This window comes from Streptomyces sp. Rer75, assembly GCF_013414305.1.
Lineage (GTDB): Bacteria > Actinomycetota > Actinomycetes > Streptomycetales > Streptomycetaceae > Streptomyces > Streptomyces himastatinicus.
This window is the reverse complement of record NZ_CP058693.1, coordinates 2075595-2095650: the sequence shown is the minus strand read 5'-3', so window position 1 is coordinate 2095650 and position 20056 is coordinate 2075595. Positions and strand designations below refer to the sequence as shown.

Here is a 20056-nt window from a genome sequence, read left to right as displayed (position 1 = left end):
CACGTCGTGGCCCTCGGTGAGACCACCGGGCAGATTCTGTTGCGATCCCTGGCCGCCCCGGAGGGCGACCGCTACTCCTGGTTGTACGCGTACGCGTTGCCCTGGATGGTCAGGTTGCGATCCTCGGCCGCCCTGGAGGGCGACCGCCAACTGGCCCCGCGGGGTGAACTCCTGGGAGTCCTCGTCGTTGCGATCCTAGGTCGCCCCCGAAGGGCGACCGCCAGCAGGTTCTTCGTCTGCTGGTGGTACAGCGGCAACGCATCGCTGACCTGCGCACAGAGCGGTCATGGACAGCTCGTCGGAGTCGTTGGCCCGGGAATGGTCCGCATCTTTGCCCGGAGCGGCCGCCCGGCGGCAGGCAGCGGTCGGCCCTGCGGCAACTGCTCGTACTCCCGGCCAGACGGTGGGACTGGCCAACACTGCCTTGCACGCTGAGGCCCGCACGCGGCCACCGTGGGGCGGCAATCCGCTGGCCGTGGCCGCATGCGATGGCCAAGGGCTCTGACAGGACGGTCCCACATGGCGCAGGTCGTAACGACCGTCCAGGGGCGTCCAGCCGATCCAGGGGCGGGCGTGTTGTGCCAGGTCAGGCCTCACGGTCCGGGAAGAGTCCGCACAGTTGGTGAGGCCTGTGTGAGAGCGCCGTGACGCTTCCTCGGCCTCCAGCTCGTTCGTCCTCGCCCCGCTCCTTCCTCGCGGGACTCCGGGCGTTCCAACCTCGGCTGCGGAGCGCAGGGTGTGTTCGTGGTCGGCGAAGGTGTGGCCGGGCTCGGCCGGGTTGTCGCGCGGGCGGCGGCGATCACGCACCCGTCTGCGTCCCGCCAGTTCGGGTTGGAGATGGCACCGAGTCCTGACAGGGCTCGGGCCCTTCGTAACTTGCTCCACAACAGACCAAAAGCCTGGCTGGTCCGGAGGGAAGTGTGGACATATTGGGCTGAAGCCTTCTAGTCTTGTCGGTGCACCGTCACAGTCGTCGATGTGACCCGACAGCGCGGTGGCCATCGACTTCTACTGTTTCCGAGCTGTTGCCCCCGCTCGGCGTAGTGGCCTGCTGAAGCACACCCAGCAGGCCGAAGCGGTGACATCCCGCTACGGCATCGGCGCGGCAGCGCGCGCCCCAAGCCTGGCAGCCACCTGTTCAGGAAGGGGGTGATTGACATGTTCATGAAAACCAGGAAGGTTGCAACCGCGCGTTGGCAGGCCATTGGTTCGGCTCTGCTCCTGGTCGCGACCGCTCTCATCGCCGCCTTGTCCAGTGCGACCCCGGCCTCGGCGCACCCGATCAACGCCGCCGACTTCCAGCAGGTCCAACTGGCCCGCGGAGTCGCGGAGGTCGGTGAGCCGATGTCGCTGGCCGTACTCGCCGACCGGTCGGTGCTGCATACCGCTCGCAACGGGACCGTGCGCCGCACGGATGCGGGCGGCACCACCACGGTGATCGGCACCATCCCCGTGTACGCGCACGACGAGGACGGCCTGCAGGGCATCGGCATCGACCCGGGCTTCGCCACCAACCGGCACATCTACCTCTACTACGCCCCGCCGCTGTCCACACCAGGAGGCGACGCACCGACCACCGGCGGCAACTGGTCGGCGTGGCAGGGTGTCAACCGGCTCTCCCGGTTCACGCTCAACGCCGACTTCTCGCTCAACCAGTCCAGCAGAGTGGACATCCTCGACGTGCCGGCTGACCGAGGTATCTGCTGCCACGCCGGCGGAGACATCGACTTCGACGCGGCAGGCAACCTGTACCTGTCCACGGGCGACGACACCAACCCGTTCGAGTCCGCCGGATATTCCCCACTCGACGAGCGGGCCAACCGCAACCCGGCGTTCGACGCGCAGCGCACCGCCGCCAACACCAACGACCTGCGCGGCAAGATCTTACGGATCAAGGTGAACGAGAACGGGTCGTACTCGATCCCGGCAGGCAACATGTTCCCGCCCGGAACGGCCAGGACCCGGCCGGAGATCTACGCGATGGGCCTGCGCAACCCGTTCCGGATGAGCGTGGACAAGGCCACCGGCATCGTCTACGTCGGCGACTACGGCCCCGATGCCGGCGCCACCTCGGCGCGCGGGCCGCAGGGCCAGGTCGAGTTCAACCGCGTCACGGGCCCGGGGTTCTATGGCTGGCCGTACTGCACCGGCACGAACACGAACTCCGAGACGTACGCCGAGTGGGACTTCGCCACCAACACGGCAGGCGCGAAGTACAACTGCTCGGGCGGGCCGACGAACAACTCGTTCCGCAACACCGGCTTGAGCGCGCTGCCCCCCGCCAAGGCCGCCTGGATCCGTTACGGCGGCGACGCCGGCAGCCCGCCGGCGTTCGGCAGCGGCTCGGAGTCGCCGATGGCCGGCCCGGTGTACCGGTACGACCCCGACGTCAGCTCGCCCACCAAGTTCCCGCAGTCGTTCGACGGGCAGTTCTTCGCCACGGAGTTCGGCCGCGGCTGGATCAAGCCGATCCACCTCAACGCCGACGGCTCCCCGGGGACCATCGACAGCTTCCCCTGGAACGGCAAGCAGGTGATCGACTCGGCGTTCGGCCCGGACGGCTCCTACTACGTGCTGGACTACGGCGCCGGGCTGTACCAGGGCGACCAGTACTCCGCCCTTTACCGCTTCGACCACGTCGGCGGCGGCAACCGGGCGCCCACGGCGGTGGCCGGCGCCAACCGGACCTCCGGCGCGGCGCCGTTGACCGTGACGTTCTCCTCGGCCGGCTCAACCGACCCTGACGGTGGGGCACTGACCTATGCGTGGAGCTTCGGTGACGGCACCAGCTCCACCGACGCCAACCCGACGAAGACGTACCACACGAACGGCGAATACAAGGCCACGCTGACCGTGCGCGACCCGCAGGGTGCCACCGGCACCGCCGACGTGCGGATCACCGTCGGCAACACCGCGCCGACCGTGACCATCGACAGCCCCGCCGCGGGGGAGATCTTCGCCTTCGGCGACACCGTGCCGTTCCGTATCACCGTGACGGATCCGGAGGACGGCACGGTCGACTGCACCAAGGTCAAGCTGACGTACATCGTCGGTCACGACAGCCACGGCCATCCGATCACCTCGAAGACCGGTTGCTCCGGCACGATCACCATCCCGGTCGACGGTGAGCACGACGACGCGGCTAACATCTTCGGGGTCTTCGATGCCGAGTACACCGACAACGCCGGGCTCACCACGCACACCCAGCACATCCTGCAGCCGAAGCACCGGCAGGCCGAGCACTACAAGACATCGTCCGGCATCGCCACCTTCGACAAGTCGACCGCCGAGGGCGGCAAGTCCGTCGGTGACATCGACAACGGCGACTGGATCGCATTCGAGCCCTACAAGCTGAGCAACGCCACGTCGTTCAGCGCCCGGGTGTCGTCAGCCGGCGCGGGCGGCACGTTGCAGGTCCGGGCCGGCTCGCCGACCGGCACCGTCCTCGGCTCCGCCACCGTCCCGGTCACCGGCTCGTGGTCGAACTTCACCACCGTGGGCGGCTCGATCTCCGGTGCGCCGGTCGGCACCACCACGCTCTACCTGACCTTCGCCGGCGGCTCCGGATTCCTCTTCGACGTCGACGCGTTCACCTTCAATCCCGGCGGCGGCCAGACCCCCGGCGTGGGTCCGGTCGTGGGGCTCGCGGGTAAGTGTCTGGATGTCCGTGACGGCGGCTCGGCGGATGGGACGGCGGTGCAGATCTCGTCGTGTACGGGCTCGACGGGGCAGAAGTGGACGGTGACGCCGGGGTCGACGATCAAGGCGTTGGGCAAGTGCCTGGATGTCAGCGGCAACAGCACGGCGGACGGGGCGAAGGTCCAGTTGTGGTCCTGCAACGGTGGCGCCAACCAGAACTGGCAGGCGTACCCGGACGGGTCGCTGCGGAACCCGCAGTCGGGCAAGTGCCTGGACGTGTCGGGCGCCAACTCCTCGGACGGCACCCTCGTGCACCTGTGGACCTGCCACGGCGGAGCCAACCAGAAATGGACCCTGCCCTGATTTCTGTCACCAGGAAGAGAGCGACGGACATGCGCAGACAACCCCGAACCCTGCTCGGTGGGGCGGCCGCGACACTCGCCGCCCTGGCCATCCTCGGGCAGCCCAGCCCCGTCAACGCCGCGGACACGTCCTACGACGTCCTCGTGTTCTCCAAGACGGCCAGTTTCCGGCACGACTCGATCCCGGCAGGGATCCAGGCCGTCCGCGACCTCGGCGCGGCGAACAGTTTCACGGTGACGGCCACGGAGGACGGCAACCACTTCACCACCGGCAACCTGAGCCGTTACGAGGCGGTGATCTTCCTCAACACCACCGGCGACGTTCTGAACGACGCCCAGCAGTCGGCGTTCCAGTCGTACATCGGCTCAGGCGGCGGCTTCGTCGGCGTCCACTCGGCCGCGGACACGGAGTACAACTGGCCGTTCTACGGCGATCTGGTCGGCGCCTACTTCGCCTCGCACCCCGCTGTCCAGCAGGCCAAGGTCAAGGTGGAGGGGCGGGTGCACGCGGCGACCGCCCACCTGCCGCAGACATGGACCCGCACCGATGAGTGGTACAACTTCCGGACCAACCCCCGTACCACCGCGCGCGTGCTCACCACGCTGGACGAGTCGTCGTACTCGGGCGGCTCGATGGGCGCCGACCACCCGCACACCTGGTGCAAGACCTACTCGGGGGGCCGGGCCTTCTACACCGGCGGCGGACACAGCCAGGCGTCGTACGCGGAGCCGGCGTTCCGGGCGCACCTGCTCGGCGGCATCCGGTACGCGGCAGGCCGGACCAAGGCCGACTGCCGGCCCGAGTTCGGCTATACGACCCTCTACAACGGCTCGACCACCGGCTGGTCGCAGGCCGGCCCGGGCGGCTTCACCAACTCGGACGCCACCCTCGCCTCGTACGGCGGCATGGGGATGCTCTGGTACAGCGCCCGGCAGTTCACCGACTACTCGCTGAAGCTGGACTGGAAGATGCTCGGCGACGACAACTCCGGCGTGATCGTGGGCTTCCCACCGTCGAGCGACCCGTCGTCGGCACTGAACAACGGCTACGAGGTCCAGATCGACGCCACCGACGCGCCTGACCGCACGACTGGCTCGATCTACGCCGTCAAGGCCCCGGACACGGCTGCCCGGGACGCGGCGCTCAACCCACCGGGCGAGTGGAACACCTTCGAGTTGCTGGTGGAGGGCGAGCGGCTCCAGGTATGGCTCAATGGCGTGAGGATCAATGACTTCACCAACACCGACCCCGCCCGCTCGCTCGCCGGCCACGTCGGCATCCAGAATCACGGCACGGGGGACGACGTGTCGTTCCGCAACGTCCGGATCAAGGAGCTGGGCGGCAGCCAGCCACCCACCCCCGCCGTGGGTCCGGTCGTGGGGCTCGCGGGTAAGTGTCTGGATGTCCGTGACGGCGGCTCGGCGGATGGGACGGCGGTGCAGATCTCGTCGTGTACGGGCTCGGCGGGGCAGCGGTGGACGGTGACGCCGGGGTCGACGGTCAAGGCGTTGGGCAAGTGCCTGGATGTCAGCGGTAACAGCACGGCGGACGGGGCGAAGGTCCAGTTGTGGTCTTGCAACGGTGGCGCCAACCAGAACTGGCAGGCGTACCCGGACGGGTCGCTGCGGAACCCGCAGTCGGGCAAGTGCCTGGACGTGTCGGGCGCCAACTCCTCGGACGGCACCCTCGTGCACCTGTGGACCTGCCACGGCGGAGCCAACCAGAAATGGACCCTGCCCTGAGCTGACGCGGCACGCTGGAAGGGCCACCGGCCACTGTGCGGTGGCCCTTCCGAGTTCCCGGGCCGGGTGCGGCTGACGTCAGGCTGTGCCGCCCTCCGGTGCGGGCCTGGCCGAGTACGTGCTCACGAGCAGGCAGGGACGCCCGGCGCGTGCGCGTGCGCCCACTCCTGAAGGACCGCCGCCGCGGCGGTGAGGTAGAAGGACGGCGCCGCCGCTCAACGACGGCTCCACTGCTGGTTGGTGCCGTTGTGGCAGGACCAGAGGGTGATCCTGGTGCCGTTGGCGGTGCCGGCGGCGTTGGCGTCGAGGCACAGTCCGGACTGGACGCCAGTGATGGTGCCGTTGGGGTTGACGTTCCACTGTTGGTTGTTCTGGCCGTTGCAGTCCCAGACGATGACCGGGGTGCCGTTGGCGGTGCCGCCTCCGCTGGCGTCGAGGCACTTGTCGCCCTGGACGGTCAGCTGTTTGCCGGTGGTGTAGGTCCAGGTCTGGCCGGCTGCGCCGGTGCAGTCCTGGAGTTGGGTCCGGGTGCCGTTGGTGGCGCCGGGGACGGTCAGGCAGCGGCCGGACTGCGCGCCCACGATCTGCTGAACCGTGGGCGGCGGTGGGTTTGTGGGCGGCGTCGCGTCAAGGCCGAAGAAGCGGATGGTTTCCGCGGCCTCGTCCGGCAGACCGTGCCCCCGGCCTTGCAGGCTGATCGCCTCGACCGGCGCGGCGCCGCACGTACTGCCGTAGCGGGTTCGGGTGTAGCCGGCCTTCGGCGAGTCGGTGAGCGCGGGCGTCTGGCTGAGGCCGTGCACGTTCGTCCACTGCTTGACCTGCTCCCCGAAGTTGGGGTACCGCAGGATGTCGTCGTTGGTGCCGTGCCAGATCTGCATCCGGGGCCGCGGCCCGGTGTACCCCGGGTAGGCGCCCCGCACCAGGTCACCCCACTGCTGCGGGGTCTTCGTGATCCGCCCCTGGGCGCAGTCGGCGTTCCACTCCGAGCCGTTGGTCGTGGCGAAGCAGGCGAACGGCACGCCGGCGATCGAGGCACCCGCGGCGATCACGTCCGGATAGAGGCCGAGCAGGACGTTGGTCATCATCGCCCCGGACGACTCACCGACGGCGAAGATCCTGGCGGGATCCACGAGGTAGCGCTGCTTCACGTAGTCGACCATCGACATGATCCCGACTGGGTCACTGCCTCCGCCGCGCCGCAGCGCCCGTGGCGACGCGACGTCCCAGCACTTGCTGCTGCGCGTCACCGACGGGTAGATCACGATGTAGCCGTACCGGTCCGCCAGCGAGGCGTACCGCCTTCCGTCGTGGAAGGCCGGGCCACTTCCCCCGCAGTAGTGCGAGGCGACCATGACGGGTGGCCGCGCCGCCAGGCGGTCCGGCACGTACAGGTACATGCGCAGGTTCGTCGGGTTGGCGCCGAAGCCGGTGACCTCGACGAGCGTGGCCACGGCTGCCGGCGACGCGACCGCCGGCCGTCCGAGCGACACCACAGCGATGGCGAGCACCGTGGCGACCGCCATGAAGATCCGTCTCATCTCTGGGCTCCTCGGTGATCGGTAGAACCACGGTGATGGTGGTGCGCCCCGGCTCGCCACGGAGGGAGTGAAGGCGGCACGTGTTGTCACGTACCGCCTTCACTCGTGCGCCTATGCCCGCGTCCAGCGCTGGTTGGCGCCGTCGTGGCAGCTCCACACGATGACAGCGGAGCCGCCCGCGGTGCTTGCGCCGTTGACATCCAGGCACAACCCGTTCTGACCGTTGCGGATCGTGCCGTTGCTGTTGAAGACCCACTGCTGGTTGGCGCCACCGTTGCAGTCCTGGATCTGCACCCGCGTGCCGGCGGCGGCCTCGGGCGGAACGTTCAGGCACTTGCCCAGCACCTGCAGCGCCGGACCGTTCTGGGTGAACTGCTGGTTGGCGTTGCTGTGGCAGTCCCAGATGATCATCGGTGTGCCGTTGGCCGCGTTTGAGCCGTTGACGTCCAGGCACCGGCCCGAACCCTCGTTGCGCAGCCGGAACGTGGCCGGGTTCGGCGTCGTGTCGTCGAACTGCGTGAAGAAGTTCCACACCACCGCCCGGGTCCACGACCTCTCACCCGGTTCGTAGTCGCCGGCCGATCCATCGACAGGACCCGGCGTATGACCCGCGTCGAACGCGGCCCATGCCACGGGGTAGCCGGCGCGGCACCCCGAGTAGGTCGTGACGATGTGCGTGAGGCTGCCCCGTGCCGGCTCCGGCGGGTTCTGGGGAGTGCAGCCGTTGTTCCGCACGAACCTGTCACGCAGCGAGCGTCCTGTGGAGATCGGGAGCACCGGGTCCCGCAAGCCGTGCAGTCCGATGTACGCGACCGGCTGGGTGCCGCCGTTGCACCCGCTCAGCTGCCCGCCCGCGTAGACGGCGACCGCGCGGAACACTGTCGGCCGGGCGCACGCGAGTGCGAAACTCATGCCGCCTCCGTAGCTGAAACCCCCGGCGAAGCGCTGGTTCGTGTCGACACACAGACCCGCCTCGATCTGCCTGATCATGTCGTCCACGAAGGTCAGATCCTCGCCATTGGAGTTGGCCCAGCCATTCCCGAGGCCCTGAGGCGCGACGAAGATCGCGCTGTCGTTCGAGATCGCTCGCAGGCCGTAGTACGACCAGGAGTATCCGCTGGTTCCGCCCGAGTCGACGTCGCCCGCGGTGCCGCCGTTCCAGTGGAATCCGAAGACCAGTCGGTACGGGCGGTTGTTGTCGTAGTTGGCGGGCACCCGCAGGATGTAGTTCCGCGTCCTGCCGCTGCTCTGAATCGAGCGCGGACCACTCGACAGCGCGGGGGGCTTGCCACATCCGGCGCTCGCGGCGCGGGAGGGGACCTCGGCGGCGGCGGACGGCAGCGAGACGCCGATGATTCCGGCCGCGGCGAGCAAGAGCGTGGTGGCCACGGCGATCGGCGTGCGCCATCGGTGACGATTCTTGCCTGGTCGCATCACGTTTCTCCATTCATGGATGCAGCGACTCAGCGGTAGCCGGCGGCGACGATGTTGGCTTGTACCGCGTTCTCGGTCGCGTCGGACGGATATCCGGACACCATCGCGCCCTCGTAGAAGGTGCCGGCGCTGAGGTTCGCGCCGCCGCCGGGCTTGCAGCAGTCGCCACCGCTGCCGAGGATGATGGCGCCCTGCTTCTTCATGGGGCTGTAGCCGGGCGGAAGCGCGCCGTCCCAGAGCGTGGTCAGGCTTCCGGTCTGGGCGTTGCCACCCTTGAGCGCGAAACGGCTCGTCCCGTTGTTCTTCAGCATCGCCGTCACGAACTTGCTGGTGAAGGCCCGCTGGTTCGTGTTCCAGGCCTGGCTGCCACCGGAGTAGAGCCCCCATTCGAGGTCGGCCTGGACCCACGGGCCGGTGCCGGCGCACCCGCCGAACCAGCACTGGGTGCTGAAATTGATCGCGTCCATCGCCCCGGCCGCGTCGGCCGCTCGGGTCGTCTCACTGTTGCCGTAGTCGAAGCAGCAGCCGCCGTTGACATGGGTGCCGCTGGTCACCATGTACATGCCTTCGGGGGCGCTGCCGGTCGGAACGCCGGTCAGGTGTCCGTCCCGCCAGTAGCTGTTGCCGGGGTTGATGTAGAGCGAGTAGGCCTTGCTGCCGCCGACCGCCAGCGACTCCGACGTCGCGTTCGCCGGGCGGCTCTGGCTGGAGCCGGGAACCACACTCGATCCCTGGTACCACAGGTCGTTCCCGCGGCCGGACTGGTCGTAGATGACGGTGATGACACAGGTGGTCCCCGCGCAGAACGAGTCCTGCGCCGCCGCGTCGGCGGAGCCACCCGTCCTCAGGACGCCGACGTTCCGGGTCGCGCTGTCGGACGAGCGCCGGACCTGGTAGAGGTTGCCGTTGTAGGTGCCGTAGAGCGCTCGCACGGTGCTGTGGGCGGCGACGCAGGGGGTGCCGCCCGAGGAGTAGATGTCGCACGTGCCCGCGCCGCCCGGCACCGGAGGGGTCGGGGGCTGGGTCGGCGAGTTCCACTGCTGGTTGGTGCCGTTGTGGCAGGACCAGAGGGTGATCCTGGTGCCGTTGGCGGTACCGCCGGCGTTGGCGTCGAGGCACAGTCCGGACTGGACGCCGGTGATGGTGCCGTTGGGGTTGACGTTCCATTGCTGGTTGTTCTGGCCGTTGCAGTCCCAGACGATGACCGGGGTGCCGTTGGCGGTGCCGCGTCCGCTGGCGTCGAGGCACTTGTCGCCCTGGACGGTCAGTTGTTTGCCGGTGGTGTAGGTCCAGGTCTGGCCGGCTGCGCCGGTGCAGTCCTGGAGTTGGGTCCGGGTGCCGTTGGTGGCGCCGGGGACGGTCAGGCAGCGGCCGGACTGCGTGCCCACGATGGGGGCGCTCTGCCCGGGCTCGATCGGTGCCGCCACCGCGGTGGCGCCGACGGCGACGAGCACCAGGACGGTGCCCAGCGCGGACAGCCGTCCGTACCGGCGGGGCCGAGGTATCCGAAACACCATGGCGGTTCCTCACCTGTTCGTAGGGTGGGATGCCCGGCGCGCGACCGCGCCGGGCATCCCGTCCGGACGGGCTAGACGGCGGTGAACCGCCACTGCTGGTTGGTGCCGCCGTGGCAGCTCCATTGCAGGAGTCGTGCGCCGTCGGCGGTCGAGCCGCCGTTGACGTCGACGCACAGTCCGCTCGGGAGAGTCTTCACCGTGTACACGCCCACCGTGGTGGTCGGTGTGACGAGGAACTTCTGCGGGTTGCCGTTGTTGCAGGTGGACTGCTGCAGGAACGCGCCCTGGGCGGTGGACCCACCCGTGACGGCGAGGCACTTGTCGCTGTGCACCGCCTTCAGGTGGACGGCGCCGCCGCCGGCGTCGACGGCCTGCCACTTCTGGTTGTTGCCGCCGGTGGCCGGCCACTGGACGATCTGGGCGCCGTCAGCGGTCGAGGCATCGCTGACGTCCATGAACTTGCCGCTGTGCTGCGCCGCGACCGTCCAGGTCCGACCGGCCACGCCGCCACCGTCGCCGCTGCCCGGTTCGCCGACCCCGTTGCCGCCGAAGGTGAGCGAGTCGAGGTCGAACCAGTTGTTCGAGGTGCCCTTGAACACCAGGTAGAGCTGGTGCGAGCCGGCGAGATCGGCAGTGTTCACCGCCGGCGTGGACCGGTAGTCGTTCCAGCCGCCGGTGCTGGGCACCGGTGTCGTGGCCAGGAGTGTGCCGGTCGGGGAGTCGGCGCGCAGTTCGATCGATCCGCCGCCGCTCGGCGACGACAGGCGGTAGCTCACGCTCGTGATGCCCGACAGGCTCATCGGGTTGAACGCGATCCAGTCGTTGTCCGAGATGTCGCCGACCCGCTTGCCGCTCTCCGCGCCGGCCTGCTCGACGACCCGTACACCCGACTGGTCCGTGTAGAACTCGGCCTGCTTGTGCTTGGGCTGGAGGATCGTTTGAGCGTAGCCGGTGAGCGGGTTGGCACCGCCGGGGCCGCCGTCGTCGGTGTAGCGGGCGTTGAGGACGTAGTACAGGTTGGCGCCCTCGGGGTGCCCGCCGAGCAGCTTCGTGTCGATGGTGCCCGAGCACCCCGGGTAGTCAGTGGTCTCGTGCTGGTGGTCGTCGTGGCCGAGGGCGGGGTTGACGAACACCTTGGCGCAGTCGATGGGCGCGCCGCCGGGGTCCGAGACGGACACCTTGTACGAGACGCGGTCGCCGAAGTCCAGCATGCCGCCGTCGGGCGGAATCGTGATGGTGACGATCGGTGCGGTGTTGCCCACGGTGATCGGCACGTTGGCGAAGGCCGTCTTGCCGGTGTTGTCGGTGACCTTGAGCTGGGCGGTGTAGTTGCCGTTGGCGGTGTAGGTGTGTGACGGGTTGGCCGCCGTGGACGTGGTGCCGTCGCCGAATGTCCAGTGGTAGCTGAGCGTGTTACCGGGATCCGGGTCCGTGGACCCCGCGCTGCTGAACTGCACGGTCAACGGCGCGTTCCCGCTGGTGGGCGTTCCCTTGGCCTTGGCGATCGGCGCCCGCCCGCCCTGGTTGTAGTCGATGCGGTAAAGACCCGAGTCGTTGTTGCCACCGCCGAAGTTGTTGCCCCATTCGAGCAGGTACAGCGAGCCGTCGGGCCCGAACTCCATGTCCATCGGCTTGAGGAACTTGCTCGCGGGCATGAAGGAGTTGGTCCGGGTGACCGCGGTCGCGGAGTCGAAGTGGACCTCCTTGACGGAGTGGCGCGACCACTCGTAGAAGAAGTGGACCCCGTCGTAGTAGGGCGGGAACTTTGTCTCGGACGGGTTCGCGGCGTCGTAGCGGTAGACCGGTCCGCCCATCGGCCCCGAGCCGCCGGAGCCGAGTTCGGGGAAGTTCGGCGAGACGCCGTAGCCGTACCACATGTTCGGCGCGACGATCGGCTTGAGGCTGGTCAGGCCGGTGTTGTTCGGCGAGTTGTTGACAGGCGCGCTGCAGTTGAACTTGGGGCCGACGACCCTGGTGTCCGGGTTGTAGGGCGCGTAGGCCTGGTTGTCGCCGTGGCAGAACGGCCAGCCGTAGTTGCCCGGGGCCTTGATGACATTGAGCTCGACGAGCCCTTCGGGGCCGCGGTTCGTCGCGGGCGGGTTCCGGTCCGGGCCGTAGTCGGCGAGGTAGACCCACCCGTTGTCCGGGTCGATCGAGAAGCGGAACGGGTTGCGGAAGCCCATCGCGTAGATCTCCGGCCGGGTCTGCCCTGTGCCTTGCGGGTAGAGGTTACCGGCCGGGATGGTGTAGCCCCCGCCCGCCGAAGGCCGGATGCGCAGGAGCTTGCCCCGCAGGTCGTTGGTGTTGCCGGCGGTGCGGGCGGCGTCGAGGTTGGCCTTGCCCGGCCGCCAGTCCAGCGGGGCGTAGCCCTGCCAGTTGGAGTCGAGGTTCGGTGGGACGTCGTCCCCGGTGCCGATGTAGAGGTTCTTGTCGGGGCCGAACTCGATGTATCCGCCCGTGTGCCCGGGCTCGGCGAACGTGCGGTCCCGGGTCGCGGGGATGTCGATGATCGTCACCTGGCTCGACATGTTGAGTGTGTCGCCGGTGAGCGTGAACCGGGAGAGCCGGTTGATGTCGGTCGGGACTCCGGCCGGGGAGTGATACAGGTACACGTAGCCGTTGCTGGCGAAGTCGGGGTCGAGCGCCAGTCCGGTGAGGCCGTCCTCGCCGCCGGTGTAGACGCTGAGCGTGCCGGCTGTCACGGTTCTGTTCGTGGTCGGTTTGAAGATCTTCAACTGTCCGGCCCGCTGGACGTAGAGCACCCGCCCGTCCGGGGCGACCGCGAGGGCCATCGGGTCCGCGGTGTTGTCGTCGAGGGTGCGCTTCTCGAAGTTGCTCCACACGGTGCCGCCGCAGTCGCCGGGCTCTTTGCCGGCCGCCCACTTGACGCCCCCGAGGACGTGGTTGCGGAAATGGGTCTCGCTGTAGGCCGCGCTGGTGTGGCCCATGCCGGTGGCCCACACGCGGCCGCCGCCGGTGTTGCGGCACCAGGAGATGGGGTGGTCCGGCCCCATGGCGCGGGGGCCCGGGTTGTACGTGCGCTCGTCCGCGGTGACCAGGACATGGACGTCGCCGCGGGGGTTGCGGTCGAAGTTGTACCATTCCTCGCTGCGGTTCCAGCGGTCCGGCAGGCCGGCCGTCGACGGGTGCTTCTTGTCCGCGACGATCGCGGTGCCGGACAGCACACCGGGGGAGTGCTCCGGCATGTGCGCCCCGCCGTTGATGGTCTGGTCCCACCACGGGTACTCGTTTTCGATGCCCATGTCGGTGGCGTTGTGGATCGCGACGATGCCTTTGCCGCTGGCGAGGTAGCCCTCCACCGCCTGACGTTGGGCCGCCGTGGCCCACACCATTCCCGAGGTCTGGAACATGATGAGCACGTCGAAGGTGGCGAGGTTCGCCGGGGTGAAAACGCTCGAGTCCTCGCTGGGACCAATCGAATCATGCCGGAATCATGCCGGTAGCCGGCCGTCTTCGTGAAGACCAGGGCTCGGAAGGCCGGCGCGGCCGACGCCGGTTGGGCGATGACGAGCGACAGGAGCACGCTCGCGATCGCCCCGAAGATAAATATGATGCGACGCATGCCGTCTCCTATTCGGCGGAGCAACGATGGCATGACCACGGGCACGCGCCGGCCGCACCTCCGATGCGCCGGAGTACCTGAGCGCGTCGCAGGCACGCGTGTGCCGTCAGCTCGTCATCCCGTCCGCCGTGACGGGCAGTCAAGTCCCTACGGAAGAGAGGGGGGCGTCACACCAGATGCGACCGTCTCCCGTGGTCTGCCGGCCAGCATGCAGCGGCGTATCGCAAGAGTCAATATGGTTCTGGTGCGGCCGATTGCATAACACATTTTGCGCATCAATCGTCGTTGGTTCGGTGCGCGACTGCCGTCGGGTCGATTCCATAACGCATTTCCCGCATCGATCGTCGTGGTTCGTGCGCGACTGTGGACGGGCCCATTCGATAACAGATTCTTGCGTATCAATCGCTGCCAGCTGATCGCCGGTCCACATTCAGCGGTTCGAACGGCGAATGTCCTGCTGTGATGTCCGGTGGTATTGCCAGGCACTCATCGAGGCATTTACCCTCGGGGCCGCGATGTCGCCATCGCGTCCGGTGAAATGTCGCGGCTATTCGACCTGACGACGCGAATGCAGAGGTTTCCACGATGTCTGGCCTGCTGCCGTCGCCGCTGCTCGCTCTGCGAGGCATCGGCAAGTCGTTCCTCGGCGTGCGGGTGCTCGATGGCGTCGACCTCCAGGTCCGGCCGGGCGAGGTGCACGCGGTCGTCGGCGAGAACGGCGCCGGCAAGTCCACGCTCATGAAGGTGGTGTCCGGCGTCCACCAGCCCGACGAGGGAACGGTCGAGTTCGCCGGCGCACCGCGGACGTTCCGCAGCCCGCGTGAGGCCCAACAGGCCGGTATCGGCATCGTCTACCAGGAGCTGACCCTGCTGCCCGAGCGCACCGTCGCGGAGAACGTCTTCCTGGGCCGCGAGCCCCTGCGCCGCGGGCTCGTCGACCGCAGGGCGATGCTCAGCCACACCGCGGAGCTCCTCGCCTCGATCGGGGAGGGCTCGTTACCGCCCGACACGCGCGTGGGACGACTCGGCGTGGCGCGACAACAGGTGGTCGAGATCGTCAAGGCACTCGCCCTCGACGCGCGGCTGCTCATCATGGACGAGCCCACCGCGGCTCTCGCCGACCACGAAGTCGACCAGCTCTACGCGCTCGTGCGGCGGCTGCAGGAGCACGGGATGGGCCTGCTGTACGTCTCGCACCGCCTCAAGGAGGTCTTCGACCTGTCCAGCCGGATCACCGTGCTCAAGGACGGCCGGGCGGTGGCCACCTTGGACACCGCGGACACCAGCCCTGATCAGCTGGTGCGCCACATGGTCGGCCGCGAGCTGTCGAGCTACTACCCCGACCTGGCGAAGCCGCGGGAGCTGGGCCCGGTGCGGCTGACTGTCCGGGGCGGAGGCAACCGGAAGCTGCGCGGCATCGACCTGCGGCTGCGCGCCGGCGAGGTGCTCGGCGTCGGCGGCCTGCAGGGCTCCGGCCGGTCGGCGTTGGCCCGCGCACTGTTCGGCGCCGCACCGTTCAGCACCGGCCAGGTGACCGTCGACGCAGCGCCGGTCCGGCTGCGCTCGCCCCGCGCCGCGATACGGGCCGGTATCGCCTACGTCTCCGAGGACCGCAAGGGCGAGGGGATCGTCGCCGAGCAGTCGGTGCTCGACAACGCGCTGCTGGCCGGCCGCGCCGTCCGCCCGGGCCGGGTCGGCCGCGGTGCCCGGACCGCGCGGGTCCGGGAGCTGCTCGCGGCCGTTGAGCTCCGCGCCGCGGGGGAGGACCAGGAGATCCGTTTCCTGTCCGGGGGCAACCAGCAGAAGGTCGTGCTCGCCAGGTGGCTCGCGCTCGCCCCGAGGATCCTGCTCTTCGACGAGCCGACCCGGGGCATCGACGTGGGCGCCAAGTCGGCGATCCACGATCTCGTCCGCCGGCTGGCCCGCGACGGTGCCGCCGTGCTGATGGTCTCGTCCGAGCTGCCCGAGCTGCTCGGCATGAGCGACCGGATCATCGTCATGCGCGACGGCCGGATCGCCGGCGAGCTACCCGCCGGCGCGAGTGAGGAGGATGTCGTCGCCCTGGCGGTCGGCACCGCGCGGGAGGCGGCCGGATGAGCGGCGCGCTGTCCCTGCCGGCCCGGCGGACCCCGCCCGGCGTGTTCGTCGCCCTGGTCCTCACCCTGGCGATCGGCTGGCTCATCGTCACGGTCGACGGCGGCCGGCTGTTCAGCCTGCCGACGACGGTGAGCCTGCTGCACGTCGCAGCCGGTCTGGGCCTCGTCGCGGTCGGCCAGACGCTGGTCATCGTCGGGGGCTCGCTGGACCTGTCCGTGGCGTACGTGGTCAGCCTGAGCACCCTCGTCGCCGCCGAGGCCATGGCCGGTGACGACGGCGCGCTGCTGCCGGCGATCGGCCTGACGCTCGCCGTCAGCGCCACCATCGGCCTCGTCAACGGCCTGCTCGTCACCACAGCGCGGATCAACCCCTTCATCGCGACCGTCGGCGTCGGACTGCTGCTGAAGGGATACCTCGACAACGGATACGACGGCCCCGCCGGCAAGACCGCACCCGCCCTGGTGCAGGGTCTGGGGTACCAGCGCATCGGCCCGGTGCCGCTGTCGTTCCTGCTGCTGCTCGCCGTCGCCGCCGCGGCCTGGTTCGTGCTGGCGCGCACCCGCTTCGGCCACCACCTGATCGCCGTGGGCGGTGACCCGGAGGTCGCCCGGCTCTCCGGCGTGCGGGGCAGCCGGGTCCTCGTCACCGCCCATGTGCTGTGCGCCCTCTGCGCCGGCCTCGCCGGGGTCTACCTCGCCAGTCGGCTCGGCGCCGGCGCACCAAGGGTGGGCACCGAGGGACTGTACGACCTGGAGTCGATCGCCGCGGTGGTGCTCGGCGGCACCGCCCTGGCCGGCGGGCGCGGCGGCGTCGTCGGCACGGTCGGCGGCGTGCTGCTGCTCGCGAGCATCGACGCCATCTTCAACCAGCTCGAGGTCGACGTGTTCTTCAAGCAGGTGATCCGTGGCGTGATCATCATCGCGGCGGTCGCCGTCTACGCCCGCCGGGCGATGCGAAAGGCGTCATAGCATGCGGATCGCGCGCCCCCTGCGGCTCCTCACGTTCCGCTCCGGCGGTCTCGCACCGATCATCGTGATCCTGGCGGTGTTGCTGGTTCTGCTGACCGCACGCCAACCGGACTTCCTCTCGCCGCCGTCGCTGATGTCGTTCCTCGGCCGCTCCGCGCCGGTCATCCTGCTCGCCGCCGGCCAGTACTTCGTGATCGTCTCCGGCGAGCTGGACCTGTCCGTCGGCTCCCTGGTCACCGCGCAGGTGGTTGTCGCCGCCCGGCTGATCGACGGCGATCCGTCGGCCGGCTGGCCTGTCGTCGTGCTCCTGCTCGCGTTCGGCATCGCCGTCGGTCTCGTCAACGGGCTCGTCACCACGCGGCTGCGGGTGCCGTCGTTCATCACGACCCTCGGGATGTTCCTGATCCTCGTCGGTGCCGTGTACCTGTGGTCCGACGGTGCCCCGAAGGGCGGCCTCTCCGAGGAGTTCCGCCGGCTCGGCCGGTCGGCGTTCGAGGACGTGCCCGCGCTGGGCCGGATACCGTACGCCCTGGTCATCCTGGTGGCGGCGGCCGCTCTGGCGCTGGTGCTGACGCGTTCGGACTTCGGCCGCACCCTGGTCGCCGTCGGCGGCAACCCGCGGACCGCCGAGCTGAGCGGCGTGCGCGTGAGGCGCGCCAAGACCCTGGCGTTCGTCCTCAGCGGAGTCGCCGCCACGCTCGCGGCGGTCCTCATCGGCGGGTACAGCGGAGTGTCGTTCCAGGCCGGTGCCGGCCTCGAGTTCGGCGCGATCACCGCGGCGGTCCTCGGCGGTGTCGCCCTGGGCGGGGGCCGCGGTTCGGTCGTCGGCGCGATGCTGGGCGCGCTGACCCTCGAGACGCTCTTCACGCTCATGAACTTCTACGGCGTCTCCGGCGCCCTCAAACCGACCATCCAGGGCGCGATCATTCTGTTCGCCGTGGCGGCGGCGTCCTTCCGTTTCCCGTCCAGATAAAGGGGATTCAGTGAGGCATTCCATGACGGTGCTGGCCGTGAGCACCTTACTGGTGCTGGCCGGCTGCGCCACCGACGAGCCCACCACCGGCGCATCGAGTTCGCCCTCCGCGGACACCGGGTCAGGCACCGGTGAGCAGTCGAAGTTCTTCGTGCGGGCCGACTACGACAAGCAGCTCGCGCTCCTGGACGCCGCGCCCACCGGGCCGGCCGGCAAGCCCTGGGAGCAGGCGCTCAACCCGTCGATGGTGGAGACCGCGAAGTTCACGAAGCCCGGACCGTACAAGATCTGCTTCTCCAACGCGGGGCTGAACAACCCCTGGCGCCAAGTCGGTTTCAAGACCATGCGGGCCGAGGTCGACACGCACCGCGGCCGGATCTCCGAGTTCGTCCACGTCGATGCCGAAGGCAAGGACCAGAAGCAGATCGCCGACATCAACGACCTGCTCGGCAAGGGCTGCCACGCGCTCATCGTCTCGCCGAACACCACCGCGACGCTCACCCCGGCCGTGAAGGCCGCCTGTCAGAAGGGCCTGCCGGTCATCGTCTTCGACCGCGGCGTCGACACGACCTGCCCGGTGACGTTCATCAACCCGATCGGCGGCTACGGATTCGGCCACGTCGCGGCGGAGTTCGTCACCCGGAAGATGAAGCGGGGTGGCAAGGTGCTCGCGCTGCGCATCCTGCCCGGCGTCGACGTGCTGGAGACCCGTTGGTCCGCGGCGAAGGTCGCCTTCGACAAGGCGGGCGTCGACGTCGTCGGCGTCGAGTTCACCGACGGCGACCCGGCCAGGACGAAGAAGATCGTCAATGACTACCTCCAGCGGTACGGCACGATCGACGGCGTCTGGATGGACGCCGGGGCGGTCGCGGGCGCGGCGGTCGAGGCGTTCGAGGACGCCGGCACGCCCGTGCCGCCGATCAACGGCGAGGACCAGCTCGACTTCCTGAAGATGTGGAAGGACAAGAAGCTCACGGCGATCGCCCCGACCTACCCGACCTACCAGTGGCGCACCCCGATCATCGCGGCGCTGAAGATCCTCGACGGTGAGCAGGTGCCGAACCCGTGGAAGCTGCCACAGCCGACCATCACCCAGGACAACCTGGACGAGTACGTCGACCCCGCCATGCCGCCGCTGCACTACGCGATGTGCGGCTGCACCGACCTGCCCGGTTACCCGCGGCGCTGGAAGTAGTCCGGTGTACACCATCGGTGTCAACCCGTGGGTGTGGGCCTCGCCGGTCGACGACGAGGCCATGGCCGAGCTGGTGCCGCGGATCGCCGCGTTCGGTTTCGACGCGGTCGAGCTGCCGATCGAGCGACCCGGCGACTGGGACCCGGCCCGCACCCGGGACCTGCTGGCGGCGTACGGCCTGCGCGCGGTCGGTGTCTGTGCGGTCACCTCGCCCGGACGTGACCTCGTGAACGCCCCGCCGGAGGTCGTCGCCTCCACCGTGGCGTACCTGAAGACGTGTGTGGACAGTGCGGTGGCTGTCGGCGCGCCCTGCGTCGGCGGCCCGGTCTACGCCGCGGTGGGGCGGACCTGGCGCATGTCACCGCCTGAGCGCGCGGCCTGCTACGCGGACGTCCGCCGCGCCCTGCGGCCCGTGGCCGACCACGCGGGGGAGCGGGGCGTGAGCATCGGCGTGGAGGCCCTCAACCGCTATGAGACGAGCGTCGTCAACACGGTCGAGCAGGCGGTGGAGCTGATCGACGGCCTGCCCGCGAACGTCGGTCTCATGATCGACACCTATCACATGAACATCGAGGAGGCCGACCCCTACGAGGCGCTCGCCACGGCTGGTCCGCACCTCAAGCACGTCCAGGTCAGCGGCACCGACCGCGGCACCCCGGGCGCCGACCACTTCGACTGGCCGCGCTTCCTCGCCGGCCTGGCCACGACCGGCTACGGCGGCGCGGTGTGCATCGAGTCGTTCACCGCGCAGAACGAGGCCATCGCTACCGCGGCCTCGATCTGGCGGCCGCTTGCCCCGTCGCAGGACACCCTCGCCCGTGACGGGCTGGCCTACCTCCGAGCTGTCCTCCGCGGACTGGAAAACGCTCCCTTGACCGGGCGTTAGGGGTGGGGTCGCTCTTGCCGTCATCCCCTTTGGCCCGGGAACCGCCCTAAGGAGAAAACATGTCCACAACTCTCACGCTACGAAGGCGGCTTCTGGCCGGAGCCGCCACAGTCGGTTTAGC

At 69.2% G+C, this 20056-nt stretch carries 10 protein-coding genes and 1 pseudogene; 7 read left to right on the top strand and 4 right to left on the bottom strand.

What is annotated here, in order from left to right; genetic code table 11:
- Nucleotides 1–1158 precede the first annotated feature (1158 nt).
- Nucleotides 1159–4002, top strand: coding sequence for a carbohydrate-binding protein (locus tag HYQ63_RS08460; RefSeq protein ID WP_179933261.1), 2844 nt, complete (start codon nucleotides 1159–1161; stop codon nucleotides 4000–4002).
- A gap of 29 nt (nucleotides 4003–4031) precedes the next feature.
- Nucleotides 4032–5744: a ThuA domain-containing protein gene (locus tag HYQ63_RS08455; RefSeq protein WP_179933260.1), complete on the top strand. Its 1713-nt coding sequence runs from the start codon at nucleotides 4032–4034 to the stop codon at nucleotides 5742–5744.
- Nucleotides 5745–5959: 215 nt separating this feature from the next.
- Here HYQ63_RS08455 and HYQ63_RS08450 read toward each other — a convergent pair whose 3' ends face one another.
- The 4 genes and pseudogenes from HYQ63_RS08450 to HYQ63_RS08435 all read right to left on the bottom strand — a co-directional run bounded on the left by HYQ63_RS08450 (nucleotide 5960) and on the right by HYQ63_RS08435 (nucleotide 13816).
- A complete protein-coding gene (locus HYQ63_RS08450; RefSeq protein WP_257231735.1) occupies nucleotides 5960–7282 on the bottom strand; it encodes a PHB depolymerase family esterase in 1323 nt (440 codons plus the stop codon).
- Between the two features lie 111 nt (nucleotides 7283–7393).
- The gene (locus tag HYQ63_RS08445) at nucleotides 7394–8716 is read right to left on the bottom strand and encodes a ricin-type beta-trefoil lectin domain protein (RefSeq protein ID WP_179933259.1); all 1323 of its coding nucleotides are present in this window, start codon (nucleotides 8714–8716) and stop codon (nucleotides 7394–7396) included.
- Between the two features lie 29 nt (nucleotides 8717–8745).
- Entirely contained in the window at nucleotides 8746–10233 is a 1488-nt protein-coding gene (locus HYQ63_RS08440) for an arabinofuranosidase catalytic domain-containing protein (RefSeq protein WP_179933258.1), read from the bottom strand.
- 71 nt (nucleotides 10234–10304) lie between these two features.
- Nucleotides 10305–13816: pseudogene (locus tag HYQ63_RS08435) on the bottom strand (ThuA domain-containing protein).
- 585 nt (nucleotides 13817–14401) lie between these two features.
- On the opposite strand from HYQ63_RS08435, the gene HYQ63_RS08430 reads away from it, so the two are divergent.
- The 5 genes from HYQ63_RS08430 to HYQ63_RS08410 are packed head-to-tail and all read left to right on the top strand — an operon-like array spanning nucleotide 14402 to nucleotide 19935.
- Nucleotides 14402–15913: a sugar ABC transporter ATP-binding protein gene (locus tag HYQ63_RS08430; RefSeq protein WP_179933257.1), complete on the top strand. Its 1512-nt coding sequence runs from the start codon at nucleotides 14402–14404 to the stop codon at nucleotides 15911–15913.
- Nucleotides 15910–16881 carry an ABC transporter permease gene (locus HYQ63_RS08425; RefSeq protein ID WP_179933256.1) on the top strand — a complete coding sequence of 324 codons (972 nt, stop codon included), beginning with the start codon at nucleotides 15910–15912 and terminating at the stop codon, nucleotides 16879–16881. The genes HYQ63_RS08430 and HYQ63_RS08425 overlap by 4 nt, the downstream gene beginning before the upstream one ends.
- Before the next feature lies 1 nt (nucleotide 16882).
- Nucleotides 16883–17854, top strand: coding sequence for an ABC transporter permease (locus HYQ63_RS08420; RefSeq protein ID WP_179933255.1), 972 nt, complete (start codon nucleotides 16883–16885; stop codon nucleotides 17852–17854).
- Between the two features lie 22 nt (nucleotides 17855–17876).
- Nucleotides 17877–19049: a substrate-binding domain-containing protein gene (locus tag HYQ63_RS08415; protein WP_179939878.1), complete on the top strand. Its 1173-nt coding sequence runs from the start codon at nucleotides 17877–17879 to the stop codon at nucleotides 19047–19049.
- 4 nt (nucleotides 19050–19053) lie between these two features.
- Nucleotides 19054–19935 (top strand): sugar phosphate isomerase/epimerase, encoded by an 882-nt coding sequence (locus HYQ63_RS08410; RefSeq protein ID WP_179933254.1) that lies wholly within the window; start codon nucleotides 19054–19056, stop codon nucleotides 19933–19935.
- Nucleotides 19936–20056 lie beyond the last annotated feature (121 nt).

Excerpts from the sequence above, each read along its gene's own strand:
- HYQ63_RS08460 (WP_179933261.1), top strand. The coding sequence starts at position 1,159 with ATGTTCATGAAAACCAGGAAGGTTGCAACCGCGCGTTGGCAGGCCATT.
- HYQ63_RS08455 (WP_179933260.1), top strand. The coding sequence starts at position 4,032 with ATGCGCAGACAACCCCGAACCCTGCTCGGTGGGGCGGCCGCGACACTC.
- HYQ63_RS08450 (WP_257231735.1), bottom strand. The coding sequence starts at position 7,282 with ATGAGACGGATCTTCATGGCGGTCGCCACGGTGCTCGCCATCGCTGTG.
- HYQ63_RS08445 (WP_179933259.1), bottom strand. The coding sequence starts at position 8,716 with ATGCGACCAGGCAAGAATCGTCACCGATGGCGCACGCCGATCGCCGTG.
- HYQ63_RS08440 (WP_179933258.1), bottom strand. The coding sequence starts at position 10,233 with ATGGTGTTTCGGATACCTCGGCCCCGCCGGTACGGACGGCTGTCCGCG.
- HYQ63_RS08430 (WP_179933257.1), top strand. The coding sequence starts at position 14,402 with ATGTCTGGCCTGCTGCCGTCGCCGCTGCTCGCTCTGCGAGGCATCGGC.
- HYQ63_RS08425 (WP_179933256.1), top strand. The coding sequence starts at position 15,910 with ATGAGCGGCGCGCTGTCCCTGCCGGCCCGGCGGACCCCGCCCGGCGTG.
- HYQ63_RS08420 (WP_179933255.1), top strand. The coding sequence starts at position 16,883 with ATGCGGATCGCGCGCCCCCTGCGGCTCCTCACGTTCCGCTCCGGCGGT.
- HYQ63_RS08415 (WP_179939878.1), top strand. The coding sequence starts at position 17,877 with ATGACGGTGCTGGCCGTGAGCACCTTACTGGTGCTGGCCGGCTGCGCC.